General features: G+C 64.8%; 5 protein-coding genes. 1 reads left to right on the top strand and 4 read right to left on the bottom strand.

Going from position 1 to position 15,776, the window contains the following annotated elements; translation table 11 throughout:
- Window positions 1-187 precede the first annotated feature (187 nt).
- The 4 genes from IPI56_02870 to IPI56_02855 form a co-directional block, all read right to left on the bottom strand.
- Window positions 188-4,690 (bottom strand): hypothetical protein, encoded by a 4,503-nt coding sequence (locus tag IPI56_02870; GenBank protein ID MBK7544685.1) that lies wholly within the window; start codon window positions 4,688-4,690, stop codon window positions 188-190.
- 159 nt (window positions 4,691-4,849) lie between these two features.
- The gene (locus IPI56_02865; GenBank protein ID MBK7544684.1) at window positions 4,850-5,074 is read right to left on the bottom strand and encodes a hypothetical protein; all 225 of its coding nucleotides are present in this window, start codon (window positions 5,072-5,074) and stop codon (window positions 4,850-4,852) included.
- Window positions 5,075-5,102: 28 nt separating this feature from the next.
- Entirely contained in the window at window positions 5,103-12,764 is a 7,662-nt protein-coding gene (locus tag IPI56_02860) for a hypothetical protein (protein MBK7544683.1), read from the bottom strand.
- Between the two features lie 118 nt (window positions 12,765-12,882).
- Window positions 12,883-14,724 carry a hypothetical protein gene (locus IPI56_02855; protein ID MBK7544682.1) on the bottom strand — a complete coding sequence of 614 codons (1,842 nt, stop codon included), beginning with the start codon at window positions 14,722-14,724 and terminating at the stop codon, window positions 12,883-12,885.
- A gap of 204 nt (window positions 14,725-14,928) precedes the next feature.
- Between IPI56_02855 and IPI56_02850 the strand changes: the two genes are divergently transcribed.
- Complete coding sequence (locus IPI56_02850) at window positions 14,929-15,768, top strand: hypothetical protein (GenBank protein ID MBK7544681.1); 840 nt, start codon at window positions 14,929-14,931, stop codon at window positions 15,766-15,768.
- The last annotated feature ends 8 nt before the right edge of the window (window positions 15,769-15,776 follow it).

Here is a 15,776-nt window from a genome sequence, read left to right as displayed (position 1 = left end):
CTAAACAACCGAGACAATGGGGACACAGCAACAACGCCTCCTTCCAAATCGTTCCACAGGGGGGACACCCCATTTCATCGATCGCGCACGGTGTTGGTCTCCCAAAGGCGGGGGCGGGACGCCAGCATTCCGTTAAAAGGCGACGGGGCATAACAGCATCCCTCTCCGGGTTGGCGCCACTTTTAAATCACGCGGACCTGTTCAAGGCCGCGCGCATCAGTCGAAAACGCTCCAGCGACTCCTCCAGGGGGGACCGCGGGTCCTCCAACAGGAGAGGGTCCAACGCCGTCGCGCCGCTCCATGACGTCGTGGCGGGCGCGGTGGAGCCATCTTCCGTCTTATCTCCCCCTCTTAACCCAAGTCCCTTCGTCCACAGAGAGGGTCGAGCCCATGGATTGACGCTTAACAAAAGCCCTTTGACCCCGCCCCCCCGCTGGATTCCATAGACCGCGGCCAGACCCACGGCAAAAAGCAATCCCATCCCCCACAGCATCGCATCCGGAACGGACCAGAGAGGGGCCGTTTTCTCCCATATCCCGGCGCCCTCCCCCATCCCCACGCCCACAGGGATGAAAGCCGGCAACCACCTCCCGTCGGCCCCGTTCTGAGAACGGGAGGGGGGTTGACCGTTTTCAATCGTGTCTTTTAACCGTTGAAAGTCCGGCGATGTTCGAATCAAAAGTGTGATCCAATTCAAAAACCCTTCAACCCGCCGCTGGGCAAAGTGATGCAAGGCGTTGAGTCGAAACTGATCATAGCGTTGTCCCCCCAGGGTATTCACATCCGCGCCCGTTTCGGCGGATCGGTCAGCGATGGACTTGTAGGTCCGCGCTTTGGTTAATAGGTCGTCCAGCAAGTTCATCGAAAAATCCTCCGGCACATGGCGCAAAATAAAACCTATCCGTCTGGCCTGTTTGGGCGGCACACTCAACCGCAAGGGCACATTGGGATAACGTCGCGCCAGCCCCGTCCAAAGCCCCAGGGCATCGTCCCGGGCGGCGAAATTTCCGCACACATGCACGCTCAATTCCGTTTCCGGGGACCGATCACTGTTCACCCGGCTCACCAGATCCATATATCGTTGCAGGTCGAAGAGGAGCGGCAAATTCAACTGGGTCTCGTGTTCCCGGGATTCCGGTGTGCCTCGCTTGACGCCGTAATAAGCCTCCAACCAGGAATTGGAACCGAAACTTATCCCGGACACCCCCTCCATGGAAATCATTCGCACAAATTCTTCGTCCGGCACAGGAGACTCCACCATCAGCCTCACCGGAATGCGCTTTAACGCCCCGGCCAGACCCGGCCGGACCACCATGCCCTGCATGATGAGCTCAAAGATCTCCTCCACGTCTCGGACGGATTTCACCTCCGGGAAAAGAACGCTCAAGCGGGTCGCGGGAAAACGATTTTTTAGTTCGGCGAGCGCGATAAGTTGAGCCACCGCCAACCGTTGGCCAATGGGATGATGAAGCAAAAAATCCAACCCGCGTTCTTCAATATCATCCAACAGCCCATCCAATTTATCGTCCTGAGCGTCCAACATTCGGACATGGATGGGGAGATCTGCGTCCAGGGCGGCTTTTACAAGCGGCTCCAGGGGCCGAATCATGCCGGGGACCATCTCGTCCTGGGTGAGAACCAACGCATAATCCGTCAACGGGGTCCGCACGCCCCACACATCCTCAAACCGGACCAGGCCCACGCCCACCGCGCCGCCGGCCACCCCTTCGCGAATGGCTTCGGGGGAGGCGGCGTTCAAGTAGATATCCACCGGGGACGAGGCGGCCCCGCGCGATTTGAATTCCGTCAGGCCGGCGGCCGCGTTCATTGTGTCCCGGTCCAGTCCGAGCCGACGGGCCCAGCGGTCTTGGTCCGGGGTGGGGTTGACCACCACCAACCCCGATTCGTCGACAATGGCCGACCGGACCTCCCCGCGCCGGTGCGCCCACAACGCATGCAGGTCCCCCGCGCCGGTCACGGCCATCAGTCGGGGCCACCGACTGAGCATCCCCAAAATGGAATGCTGATTGGGACTCCCCTCGGACGAGACGAACGCCTCGGCGAAGGGGTGTATCCGGTGCAGTTGGCGGAAATGTTCGGAGTGCAACAGGCCGTCAAACAGCACGATGTGGATCCGTCCCGGGATCAACGCCGGGCCAAAAAACTCCAACAACAGCCGGCGATTGAGCGCAAACATGGCACGCGATGGGACTCCTCCCGCCCCGACCTCGCGCACACGCTCCAGGATGTCCCTCGCTTCCATATTCAATCTCTCGAACTCAATGGGCAGGCGTTGCCACAGATTCCTGTCCGCCACCAGTCGATTGAGCGCCCGAACCACGAGGCGTTTTCCGGCCCGCTGGGGAAAGAGGGGTTCCCGGGAGAATTCATTTAAACCCGTCAGGAGGGACTGAATTTTGGGGGATCCGGCAACCCCCTCCAACAACGCGCGTATATCATCGAGGTGGGACCACCATCGATTCCAATCCACATCACCCACGGTGAATGCCATCAGCCGAAAAGGGTTTCCGACACGCCCGGCGAGGGCCGACTCGGTCCATAAAACAGCCGGGCCCGATGTGACACGGAAACCGCCGGGATCGCCCACGATGACATCGGCGCGAGTCCATGTGCGCCAAACGTTTTCCACCCAGGGCAACACGATCCGCATCGGCCAAGCGAAAATCAACGCGGGCCACATCATCCATCCGCCCAGGGGGGTCGTGGCGGCCCATGCGGGCATACTGAGGAACGCGAGCGACGCAAACAATGTTATTTTGGCACCCGGCCCCCATCGGCCTGTCGCCGTCGCGGCCGCGTGGGACACCACCGAGAAGGCCAGCCGTTGATTCCTTATTTGTAGCTCCAGAGACGCTTTTTCCTGCTTCCCCGCCGGTTCCAGTTGATATTCGACGCCTCCCCGCGTCATATGGAGCGCAGGTTCTTCCCAATGGACATCCTCCCACGCGGCGTCCCCCCCTGGGGCCTCATCAATCGCCGACCGGCGCGCCATCCAAATCTGAATCATCGAATAAAGTGTTCGTAAAAGAGAGCGATGTTTCTCCACAAACGGAGATGGCGACAGGAGAGGCCGCGGCGCCAGGGATATCCGGTCCGCCGTAAACAGGCGGTCCAAAGGCAACGGGTCCCGCGAAAAGAGCGACCGGGCAGGGTCCTCGTTCACGCCGTCCACGACCGCGTGGGGAGTGAGGACCACGTAGGACACGCCCTGGTCCCGCCACAGGCGGGTCAAGCCGTCGGTGTGGAACCCCCCGGCCACCAGCACCGAGATAGAAGGTGCCATCCCCCGGATGTTTTTAACAAACTCATCATTTCTTTCCAGGGCGAGGCGGTAGAATTGTTCCACCTCCTCCAGATCCTCCTCCCTCCAGCCCGCGCCGGAAAAATTCGCCGTTTCCCATCGGCCGATCATCAAGCGGCGGGCCAGGTATTGTTCCCAATCCTCCAGGCGCAGACGATGGCACACCATTCGCTCCGCCAGGTCCACATCGTGATCGATCCGGGCCAGACGCCGTTCCCCTTCCGTTCGGGGCAAACGGGTCCGAACCCTCTCCTCCGCCCGGGCCATTTCACGCAGGAGCGCTCGTCGGTCCAGGGACTCGGCCAGACCGTTGTACTCGAAACCGGTCGACAGGGAAGGGAATTCTCTCCACGAAAGACCGGCCGCGGCCATCAATGGGGCGGTCATTTCCCGAAACACCTTTCCATTCAACCGGCCCGCCCGGTGCTCGGCGGCCAGCCGGGCCCAGCGGAGCATCGACGCGCGGTCCAGCGCGCGCCCCAGCGATTGGGCCATCCGTTCGGCCTCGGCCCGCGCCGCGCCCGGGTCCAACCGCGATTCCATGACCGCGGCCCGCGCCAACGCCGCCATGTGCGGCAGATCTTTAAAATCTTCGTTTAAGAGTCCGGCGAGAACCCGCGCATAGGCGCCATACCCCATATCACCGCCTTGACAGGCGCGCCTTGCCCGGTCCCACCGTGACAGCGCGGGGCCGTAAACACGGGGTTTATGGGCCTCCAGCGCGCTTTTCCAGGAATTGATTTGACCGCGCAGGCGGCGAACGGGGCCATCCACTCTCAAAAGCGCATCCACATTGGCTTGGTAAAGCGCATCCCGCTCCACGCCCCACAGGCGAATGGGGGGGGACAATGTAATGGCGGCGTGTTCGACCCCGGTCAAAAATCCCTCATGCAAAAAACTGTCGGCAATGGCGCGCGTGAGGGATCGGTCCGGCCAGTCCCGAAATCCGCCCAGATCAAAAGGTCCTTCGGCCCCTTCGACCCCCACCCAGGTCAGGCCGGCGCCGGACAAACGGTCCAGCAGTCGGGCGATGTGCATCTGGGCCGAACGGTTTCCATGAATGTCCTGGATGTGAATGACCCACGGGGCGCCCGGCCGGCGGGCGACGCGAATGTCCGACACCGTCGCGTGGGGACCCGCGAGGTCCGCCAAAATGTCTTGAGTTTGAGGGGAGACCAAAACGGAATGGTTTAGGACCACGCGGGCCGTTTGAACGGATGGGTGGGGTCGCTCTTCCGCCCAGGCGGAACTGCCGGTGGCGACCGCTGGCGAATTCATCAACACCGCCCGGGCCGATCGACGGTCACGCCAAAAGGCCCCTTCGGCGGCGTGGGTCAAAACGCCCTGCGCCGTCAGAAGGATCGACATCCCGACGGATACAATGAACCGCTTTCTTTGGGTCCTCATGCCCGGCATTCGATTTGAAGCAGGTTAAAAACGCGTTAAGGGCTGCGTGTGGGAAATGTTGCGCATTTTCGGATTCAGAAAGGCGCGGAGACAGGATGCGGTGTGGTCCAACGGGGATGATTAACCACGGTTCTTTACACTGAGGGCTATTGGGACGATAATCCCGTGATCAGCGCGGCGGTCTTTGCGGGCGCGGGCCCCGCGGCCAAGGAAGAGACCGGCGCCGAAACGTCGCCGGACGGCGAGCCGTTTCCGAGGGAGCCGACGGGCGCTCCTGTCGGGGGACAGGTCCACCACATCGAAACGCACCGCGTTGGTGCCCAAATCAATCAAGGCGAGTCGCATGTTCTCGACGGGATTATAGCCGTTTCGATCAGGCGCTGGTGGCCACGACCCGGGCGGCTTTGAGCGCCCGGCGGGCGAGGTCCAACAGGTCCACGGCCATCAGTTCCCCGCCGACCCATTCCAGGAGGAGCACCCGGTAGGACAGATGGGTGCGGTGGGGGTTGATCAAAATGGCCGTGGGATCGGCGGTGAAAAGGTTCAGGGTTTTCCCCCGGGTCGTCGTGTTGGGCAGGGCGGCGATGACGGCCTCGGGGGTAAACCGCTCCTCCGGCAGGACGACGACCCGGCAGGCCGCGAGGTAGGCGTCGAAGGCGGGAAACCCGCTCACCCGCCGTCGAAGAAGGTTCTTGATCCGGGTTTCATCGGCCCCGCGGCCGTTGACGATCAGGACGTCCCCCGCGTGCGCGCCGGGGCGGAACCGTTTGGCCCGCTCGATCAAATGCTTTTCCAGAACGGGGCGCCGGGCGGCCCCCTCGCCGGCCCCGGGCAAAAATTCACTGACACGAATCATCGTCAGTTCGGCCTCCGCGTCCCCCGCCGGAACGCCCGAGACGCCTTTCAGCAACCCGGCCAATTTCCGGGCGCCGTTCGACCATTCCCGGGCCCCGCCGACCCCGGCCACGCCCCAGAGGGGGCCGAGGGTTCCCAGCAGGGCGTCCCCGCCGGAACCGTCCGGCAAAGGCCGGCCCATCATGCCGCGCAAATACCAAACCTGGCGGAACTCCGCGGCGGGAACGACCCCGCGCCGGTGCGCCTTCCAGGCGCGGGCGATTTGGTGGGCCAGGGACAACTCGGCCACTTCGTCGACGCGGGCCCGCCCTTCGCCGCGCGGGTCCGCCGCGCGCCGCGCCATTCGCCGCGCCCGGGTTTCTTCGGCTTTGGCCACGTCCGCGCGCAACCACGACAGGCTCAACCGCCCGGCGAGATCGTCCTCCAAAGGCAATTCAGCGGCCGCCCGCACGAGCAGCCGCGTCAACTCCCGCTCGGCCGCGGCGTTGCGTCGATCGGACGACCGAACCGCCGAAAGAATCTCCGCGAGGGCGGTCACCGTTTCCTCCGGATGGGACCAGGATTCCGTCGTCACGTCGACCGCCGTCGACCGCCGGGGCGATCGCCCGGGCGCCGCGGCCGAAACCGGGGCGGGCGTTGTTCCCAAACGCAGAGCGATCAGGTCATCCACGAACAACTCGAAAACGGTCAAGAAAAACGCCGGGATCAGCAACAACGCCGGGGCGAACACCAAAGCCCCGGCGGATCCGAAGGCCTGCACCAACCCACCGTAATTCACGAAGAGAGCCACGGGAAGAAGGGCGATTTTGACCCCCCTCAGCGCTTTTCCGCCCGTCAGCCGATCGACCGCCCACCGGCCGACGCGGGAGAAAAACGTCCGGGCGGCGGCCGCCGCCCCCCCGAAACCCCGCCTCCCGTGTTGGGAAATGGAAACACCCGCCACCGCCGCGACGGCGGGCGCGGAACCGGTCCAAGCCGCGTCGACAACAGGCGATGGGAAACCGGCCGGGGCCAGCGACAGCGCCCCGAGAAGGAGGACCGCGTTCACGCTCCCCCTTGTGGCCTTTCGCCACCCCACGGCCGGACCCGCGGAGGGCGCCTCGACCGGGCGCACGGTGCGTCTAACGGGAACTGTTCCAAAGACGGCGACGTCCTTCTCCCCCTTCGGCCCCGTCGAGAGCATTCCCCCCAGCCAGGATTGGAACACCGGGGTGGGCACCGTGCCGCGCAATCGGTCGGGCAGCAACGGATCCAGAAAATCCTGTAAGTCGTCCGACTCCCCCAAGGCCAGCCCCCAAAGGCGCGCAAAATGAAAAATCTCAGCCGTCGGCCGGAATCCCGCCCGGCGCGTCTCGATCGCCTCGGCCAGTTGGAGGATTAAAACCTTCGCCGCCGCGCGGGGGATCGACCCCGCCGCATGAAAATCGATATCCCCTCGGTTTGGTTCGTTGTCAACAGGGGCAAGCGCCGCCGTCTCCGATTCGGCACGCGCAAGGAGCGCCGCCCATGCCGCCGCGGACCCCGAACGGTTCCGCGCCCGCAACGCTTTGATCTCCATCGCCAGCACGGCGCGCGCCTTTTCGAAGGAGAGACTTTCCTCCGTGACATTGACCCACTCCCGGGACCTCTTGTGGGGAGCGGAGGTGCCGCGTCCGAAGATGTGTTTCACATTCAGAAGAGCCGACCCCACCAAAAACCCCCCCATTAATCCCAAGGCTCCCTGGGCCCAAGGACCGGAGGGAATTCCCCCTCGCAGCAATTCCAAACGGTCCCGGGCCGTTGCCCAGACCCCCCCCTCGAAATCGGCTCCACCGGCCCACGACATCCCCGTGCCCATCAAGGAAAAAAGAGCGATCCCCCCCCCCACGGCGGCCAAAACCCATCCCCCGCGACGATTGAACAATGCTCCCCACTGACTCACCACGCGGCGCCACAGACCCCCCTGGGAAAGGGAGGCGCCGGCCACCGCGGCGACAAAGGGGACGGGCCCGCCCCAGGCCGACTCCACGGCGGCCCCTTTGGACCCCGCCGCGGCCATCGCGGGAAAAAACATCCCCAACAATAGAAACGCGTGGACGGTTCCGTTCCGAACCACGCGCCGAATCCGATCGCGCCACCGGGGCGCGTCGGGGGGCTCGGTCCCCGGATCGAACTCGGCCTCGTCCTGTTCCACGGCCGCGTCGACGCTCGCGTAGAGGGATTCATCCACAAAGGCGGCGTTGAGGGAAAAGGTCGGGCGGGCCTCCTCACGGAAGGTCGCGGCGAGGGCGTTGGCGGACCGGTTGTTGAAGTGCTGGATCGCCTCGGGCAGAGGGTCGCTCAAGAACCCGTGTCCGGAAAAATACACGTTGATTTTGTGGCTCACTTCCGCGTCGCGGGCCTGGGCGATGCAGAGGGGCACCAAGTAGTAGGTCATGAGGTTTAAAGACGGCGGGTCCAAGTTCGCCTCCGCGGGCAACGAATCGCTCCGGGCGATGACATCCTTCAAAAACTCGTGGTGCGCGGCCGCCGCCGCGGCGTCGAACGCGTAGAAACCCTCCCCGGAAAATGCCTGGATTTGTTTCAAGCGGTCGTTCCGCAGGTCGTAGACCCGGTTCGTGTGTTCCTCCGCCAGAAGGCCCAGCGTTTTCTCAACGCGGGACCGGCGAATCAATTTAATCGGCTTCTCGAGCGAGGCGATGACGGCGCCGAAATTGAAGCGGTCCATGTCCTCGCGGTTCACCCACTGGGTGTCAAGGGTGACCCCGGTGCCGGCCGAAACCCGCACCGGCCCCACGTAGGCGCGGTCGGCCCAACGGAGGGCGAGCCCGCCGCGTTCTCCCCCCTCGGTCCGGGCGCGGGTCGCCCGGTAGGCGTTCATGACCGCGAGGTCGAAAATCGTCCGGGCCCCGAGAGCTCCCGCCCCCAGGCGGTTCGCGAACAACGGGAGACCCGCCAGGGGCTTGTTCATTCCTTCGACGGCCCCGCCCTTGGCCACCAGGGTCGCCGCGTTCAACGTCCAGGGGGCGCGGCCGTTAAGGCGGGGGTGGCGCTCGGCCAGGGATTTGTACTCCTCCGAGAACAGGTACGTCCACGCCCGGGCGTAGGCCGCGAAGGAACCGCGGCGGGACGGGACGGTCAAGACCACCACCGGCACCGATGGAGGAAAGAGGGCCCGGTCCGTCGATCGGGATTCAAAATAGGACCTCTCCTCCTCGTTTTGGGCGATCAAGAGAACGATGTCCGTGGACGGTTCCCCCGCCGCCAACTCCTCCCGCAGGGCGTCCTCCGCCTCTTGAAGGTGAAAGCGCGCGAAGTCGCGGTTCAAGTGGAAGGGATCCTCCCCGGCGGATTCGCCGATGCCCTTGAGGCGCCCGTTGACGTGGGGCCGCTGGTTCATCTCTCGCCAGGCCCGCAAGCCCGCGCGGAAAAAACCGTCTCGCCGCGTGCCCAGGGTTTGAATCCGGAACAACGCCATGGTGACGCCCAGCCCGGTGAAGAAAGCCAGCACCGCCGGGAACACCGACACCATGCGGGAGATGGCCACGCTCCAGAGCAAGAGGCTGATCATGGTGCCCCACCCTTTGCGGTGCAGGTCCTTGGCCGACATGTCGGACAATTCTTTCGTTTCGGATTTTTTTTGCAGGGAGTCGAACACGCGGGCCAAATCGGATTTGTCTTGCCCGTCGTACAACCCCGGGACGAGGACGTTCCCCAAGGACACCACGGAGAGCCCCTCCGCCCGTTCCCAGAGCGTGCGCCCCGGCCGCGTGTCGTCGGTCAACATCCGTCCCCGGTATTCTTCGACGGTTTGACGGATCATGGGGCGGACGCCGCGGACAAACCGCAAAACCGCGCCCAATTTCTTTTTTTCAAACCAAGAGTCCCGTCGATCGAAATTGGACAACGCCCAATGGGCGACGCTGGCGGGGACCAGGGCGTGGGCGGTTTTCAAGCCGTACAACTGATAAAGGAAGAATTTTTCCCGGGTGTCCACCAGACGGTCGCGGGTGTTTCCGACGGCGAAACCACCGGTTTCCAAGCGCCGATCGAGGAGGCGCACGGTACGCTCCGACAAACGCGCGATGGCGCGGTAGGCGTCGATCCGTTTTTCCATTTGACCCCGGTCGGACACCGCGGCGGGGGTGACCCGGTTGTTCAATATGAGCGCGTGAACGTTGTTGGCGAGCCATGAGAGGTCCTCCTCGCTCAAGGTCTCGTTCTGTTCCAGCCGGTCCAGGAGGGTGATCCAGTCCCGCACGCGGGCCTCGTTCTTTTCAATGGCCGCCAGGTCCACTTCTTTGTCGCGGAACCAAACGTAATAGACGGCGCCCAACAAACCGGTGCCCAGCGCGGCAAGCACGGGCCACTGCCCCACCAGAAACGCCCGCGTCTGGTCGACCAATTCCGCCGCGTCGAACCAGGAGAACATCGCCGGACCCCAATCCGCCACCCCGGGAACAAGCGAGAGGGCCGCTATCCCCGTGGCGGCCAAGAGGAACGACGTGAGGGGATCGCGCCCTTTCCCCGTCGCGGGGTGGAGGACCTCGGCGATCGCGGCGATTCCCTCGCGCGCCGATTGTCGCGCCCGATTCCAAGCGCGATGGAAGGCCCCCCCCCATCGACGATGGCTGTAAGCGCGGCCGCCCCAGGCGGTGAGGAGCAACAACGCGGCCGCCACCGTGGCCACGAACCCGGCGCTCGGGGCGGGGAAAACCGAATCCCCGCGGGCGTTCGTGGACGGCAAGGGGACGGTGGACCCCGCCTCCGCGGGAGCGGCCGTGTTGATTCCGGCCCCCGCGACCGCGGGGGGGGCGACCGGCGAAATGGACGGAGAGAGGGGGAGGCTCGCCGTTCCGTTGTCCAAGGGGACGATGCCCGGCACGGCATCGGCCGGACGTCCCCCGGACAGGTCCGCCGGCGGCGCCACATTCGTCGGAGAATCCACCGACACCGGGGCCGGTGTGGCCATGTAAAGCGTTTGGGGGTGGATGAGATCGGGGTTCGTGAGCCCGTTCAGCTCCGCCATTTCCTTCACCTTCGCGGCGATGTGCGGGTTGGAGGGGTTTCGTTCCCCGCCCGCTTTCAAAACGTGCGCCGCGGCTCCCCAAAGATGTTCTCCCTTATTGACCACCACGTGAACCCCGGCCGGGCCTTCCACCAGGGTGTAGGCGTGGGCGGGCGACACCGCCGCCAAAGGGATCAAGAAGGCCGCCAGCAGGGCCGCTCCGAACAGTTTGGAGCGTCCTTTGGCGAAGAAACCGTGGGGAGATTTCCACCGGCTCCACCAGCGTCCCCACGGGGCGCCGTTCCTGTGGAAAACCGAAACGTCAGAGCCGTTCGACAACCCGTCCAAATCCACCGACACCGAGGTGACGACCGGCCGCGCGCCCGCCACGGTGGGCTCGGGACCCTCCGGAGAGCGGGCGATGACGATGGTCCGCCCTCCGTCCAGAGCGGGAGCGGTTTGGGGATCGCCCGGCGACGCCAGCGCGGACCGAACCAGGGGCCCGAGTTCCCGAACGGCGCGCGCGCGGGGGATCCCATCCGGCGTCAAGGGGGCCAGCCCCGAGGTTTCGGCCAGGGAAACGCGCGGGGACTGGAACAACTCTTCCAAAGGGGTGTGGTCGCGGAAGAAAATATCGAAGGGTCCCCGCGCGGCGTCCCCGGCGTCGCCCAATTTCGGAGCCACGGAGAGGAATTCGATGCCCCGCGCGGCCAAAAGCGCGGCCACCCCGCTGTTGTGAAACCCGCCGGCCACCAACACGACGGGTTCCCCGGCGCGCGCGGCGATTTCGGCGGCCTCGGCCAAGGCGTGGTTACGCGCTTCCGCCAAACGGTAAAACGACTCAAAGACCTCCAAACCGTCAAACCCCGGCGCGGCCACACCGACCGCCGCCAAGCGGCGTTTCAGATGGCCTCGATCGGCCCCCCCGGCCAAGTGGGCCCGCCAATCCGCCGGGGTCATGGAGAGCGCGATGAGGCGGCGCATTTCCCGCAAAGCTTCGTCCAAGGCGCGTAAATCCCGCTCGGGCGGCGTCAACGCCACCGCCGTCCACAGCCGCGCTTCGCGCTCGTTCAATTCGGCTTCCAGCGCCTCCGGGCGCACTCTTTCGGCGAGGGCGGTGTACGCCACGTAGGCATCGAAGGCGGGAAACTCCGCGAGGCGGACCCCCCGCCGCCCGGCGAGGGCGCGGACCCCGGCGTAAAAGGCCCCGGGCGACATCGCCCCGCCGCGAAGGGCCATCGCGTCCGCGGCCAAACTCTGAACCTCCACCGGGTTCAAGCGATCCGCCAGTTGTTCGAGGAACACGCCCCGCTCCCGGGCGGCGGCTTCGGGCGAAAGGGATTTTTCCAGGGCGATCAACCGGACGAAACGTTCCAACGCGCTCCCCGGGGGGGGAGGGGGCAGATTCGGCGCGGCGCCCAAAAAGGCGGCCCGCTCCAGAAACGCGCCCTCACCGGACCACGCGGCGGCTTGGCGATCGAGAGACAGCGCGCGCGGGGAGTACACGACGGGTTTCGCCGATTGGACGGCGGCGGTCCAACCGGACAGACGGCGCTCCCAATCGGGGCGCGCCGCCCGCGCGTCGTCGACGGCGCGGCGGTTGGAGATGTACTCGGCCGGGTTCTCGGCCCCCGCCACCCGGGGCGCCCCCGGGGCGCCGTAAACCGCCGCTTCCGCTCCCGACAGAATTCCCGCGTTGAAGAAAAATCCGGCCACGGCGGCGTTTCGATCGTCCCCGGCGGAGCGCAAAGATTCAAGGGAAATCGGTCCGGCGGCCCCCTCCAGCAACACCGTGGCCCCGGGGCGTCGATCCAACACCGCGCGCACCAGGGCGGCGATGTTCTTTTGGGCGTTCCGGTGGCCGTGCACGTCTTGGACATGGAGGACCACCCCCTGCGCGCCGGGTTGGTGACCGCGAACATGCCCATGCCCGCCGAACACCCGCGCCCAATCGGTGGAAGTGGAAGAAGAGGGGATTTCCCGGCCGACCACGGGCGGGACATCCAAAGGAAGGGTCCCCCACAACGGCGTCGGCGTGACCGCGCCCCCCCGGAACCGCCGCGCGGTTTCCGCGCGCTGGGCCCAAAAATTCGCCTCCGCCGCGTGCCCCAACACCGTTTGACCGATGAAGTGCGCCACGGCCAAGGCGACAGAAAAAACGCGGAGAACTCGGGGGACGGAGGGGCTTTTCATGCCCCCATGATATCCGGTGGGAATTAAATCCCGGTTTCACCCATGTAAACAATGCGTGACGAAACCGGCTGTCGCGGGAGGGTCTAAAAAACGAAGATCGGGCTTTACGGGCCGGTGGCTACGAGGCCGGGGTCGGCCACGCACCGTCCAAAGAAGGGGTTTCAAACATCGATTGGAACCGTTTAACAAAATCCAAGAGATCGGCGCGCACGGCCTGGAGGGCGGCGGCGAACTCCTCCCTTTTCGATTCCGCCTCGATCCAATCCTCCCGCAGGAGGCCTTTGTAATGTTCGAGCCCCGCGAGAAGGTTTTTCTTGAATTCGGCGAAATACACTTTTTCCTTTTCACCGATCCGGGGGAACGCGTCGGCCACACGCTCCTTCAAATAGGCGACGTAAAGACGAAGTTCGTTGATGAACTGATGAGGCCGCGTCTCGGCGACGAGATCGTTGGTGCGCCCGTAGATGTGATCGATCATTTCGCGAAGGGAACAGACCTTGGAAAAAAAGGCGATGTTGGGTCCGGGGCACACCGCGGGCGTGGCCGACTCCTTGGCGAGGAAACCGTACCGCACCAGGGCGGCGTGGCCCAAATCCCGGCACAAACAGGCTTTCTCCATCACCCGCTCCATGGCCCGGGACAAGGCGTCTGGATCCGTTTCGGCGCTCTTCAACTGTTCGATCTTTTTTTTCTGGTAAGCGTAGGACGCCGTGCAAAGGAGCGGACCGGGAAATTCGGTGTTCGTGGCCAAGTACCCGTTCGGGCAGGGGCTCCCCGGTTTTCCCCGGGCGATGCGCTCGCGCCGCGCCGTTTCGCTGGCGGAACCGCGCAGGGTGTAAAAGGGGGCGCCCAGGGGCGAGGACCCGCTGAGGCGGACGTCGTCCGCGCCGGCCGCGGCGAGCCGCGCTAAGGTTTCGTCGTCGACCGTGGTCGCCTCCGGCACGAGGAGGAACGGGGTCCCCCAGCCGGTTCCGTCGATGCCGTAGCGGTCGCGGAGGAAACGGTCCTCGGCCGCGGTGCCGATGCCTCCCTGGGCGGTGACGCGCAGGGCGGGGGGATGCGCGACCGCGATCCCCTTTTTCTCCAACAGGGCGGGCCGGAACAATCGAAACATTTCGCTTTCCAGTTCGCCCCGCCGCGTTTTGAACTCCTCCAGGGTGGGGCCCAGCGTTTCCCCGACGGTGGGAAAAGCGTGGCCGCCGCAATTCAAGCCCGATTCGACGCGGAACTCCGAAACCCACAGGCCCCGCTTCGCGAAGATTTTCCCTTGGGTCAAGGCCGAACGGTAATCGCTGACTTTCAGGATGATTTGTTTCCGGGATTGGCCCCGGGCGTCGATGAAGAAATCGGGGAATTCGGCCACCGCCCCGTAGAGGCGCAGGTTCAGTCCGGCGGAGAAAACCATCGACGACCGGAGGTCGCTCGTGGCGAACCCACGCAGGGCCGCAATGGTTTGGGATTCCTCCGTCGCCGTTCCGCCGCTGGCCGGGAAGCGGTCGGCCTTGGTCATGATGTTGACGTCGATGCGGCCCGGCACGACGGCTTTTCGAAGCCGGGCCTGGCGCAGGGAGCGTTCGATCCTGTCGCCCGAGGCCGTCATCCGCGCGTGTTCGTGTTTCAGCGGCGAATCATCGGGCAGCATTTCGAAATAAAGCGTGATCTCGCTGCCTTTTTCAAAAGGCAGCGCGCGGAGACGGCGCACCTGCTCCGCCACCAGATCGTTCACGAGATTGAGATAGGCGGTGGTCCGCCGGGCCCGGGCGGCGGGTTCGCCGTCGCCGATGGGCGCGTGGGGCCGCCCGTGCAGGGCGGCGTAATGCGCCCGCATCTTTTCGAGAAGTTTATCGTCGCCCAAAGAGATCACCGACGAGATCCCGAAGCGGGCCACTTTCAGCGGGGTGTCGACCGTGAACCCCGTTCCCAAAACCGGGATATGAAAGGAATGCGGTCCGTTCGTCATAGGCGTGCGGGTCCTGTCCAAAGGAAAGTGGCGCGAGGGGGACAACAAACGCCGGCCCAACCGCCCGGAAACCGCCTCCCGCTGTTGCAAGTATAGAATAACCCCGAAGCCTTTCCTAAAAAATGAAAGGCGGGGCCCCTTGCCAAAGTCCTTTTTTCTCCCTATTCTTCGGTTGGGTTCAATCGCTTCGCAGGGGAGGCCTGTATGAAACGACGCGCGTTTTGGGCGGCGATCGGGCTGTTCGGCCTGGTCGGCCTGTCCGGTTGTCAGAATGAAAATTTGTTCGGCGGCCTGCACAAGGAAGGGTCCGGCGACGCCCGGAGTTTGATCGCCGACGGCAACGCCGCCCTGGCGGACCTGAATTTCCCCGCCGCCGAGGATTACTTCAACCGGGCCCTCGCCCAGGATCCCCGCAGCGCCGAGGCCCTCTACGGCGCCGCCGTCGCGGCCATGGGCCGGTCGGGCTTGAACCTGGGGCAATTGCTCTCCAACTTGATGACGTCGAACCCCGGCTCTTCCGCCACCGCCCTGCGGAGCGCGGTGATGACCGCGGCGCCGGGAGCCCCGACCGACAGCATCCTCTTCGGACTCTCGGTGGCCGACCTTCACAACGCGCTCAAGGCGGCGATTCCGCTCCTGGAGCGGATCCGCCTGGGTCTCTCCGACGGAACCATCCCCGCCGACAACCCCAACCTGCTCATCAACCTGGGCCTTTGCCGGATCCTTCACGCGGCCACTTGGGCCTACAGAAGGCCCGTGTTTGATATTCGAGTCAGTGGTTCGGATTTCGAAGTGGTTCAAACGGGCGGCGCCTGTCCCGACGTGGCCATCGCCGCCGAAGAAGCCGCCTGGGGGGCCCGGTACCTGGGTCTCGCGGCGATCAAACTGAATCAATCGGCGGGCGACATGCTTTTCGATTTACAAAACGACGCGGCGGACCTTTACGATACGCAAATCTTGGCGGGCACGGGTTGCACGCCCGCCCCGCCCTCTTACTTCGACGTGGTGTTGCCCACCCTTCCCGACCAGATTCCGGCCGACTGAGGAGACCT

This window comes from Elusimicrobiota bacterium (genome assembly GCA_016706425.1).
GTDB lineage: Bacteria > Elusimicrobiota > Elusimicrobia > FEN-1173 > FEN-1173 > JADJJR01.
The sequence above is the reverse complement of the archived record's forward strand: the minus strand, read 5'-3'. Positions and strand labels throughout refer to the sequence as shown.